Source organism: Ralstonia sp. Ralssp135, assembly GCF_047304345.1.
In the GTDB taxonomy this organism is placed as follows: domain Bacteria; phylum Pseudomonadota; class Gammaproteobacteria; order Burkholderiales; family Burkholderiaceae; genus Ralstonia; species Ralstonia chuxiongensis.
Genome location: NZ_JBGLYZ010000138.1, coordinates 1 through 209 on the forward strand (window position 1 = coordinate 1; position 209 = coordinate 209).

Below are 209 nucleotides of genomic sequence, written 5' to 3' on the forward strand. Positions count from 1 at the left end.
TCCTTGATGGCGTCGACGTTGGCGAACTTCAGGCCGATCTCGCGGATCGACGGCAGGCGCTTCATGATGGTCTCGGCGCCGACGTGGGTCAGGTCGAGCAGCACGTAGTCGCCGTTCGGGCCGCAGCCTCGCCCTTCCTTGATTTCCTGGTCCATCGAGCGCGACACGAAGTCACGCGGCGCCAGATCCTTCAGCGTCGGGGCATAGCG

1 protein-coding gene is annotated in these 209 nt (G+C 65.1%); it reads right to left on the reverse strand.

Going from position 1 to position 209, the window contains the following annotated elements; all coding sequences use genetic code 11:
- On the reverse strand, positions 1–209 hold a 209-nt coding region (locus tag ACCD03_RS25685), incomplete at both ends, for an FAD-binding protein (protein WP_413413307.1).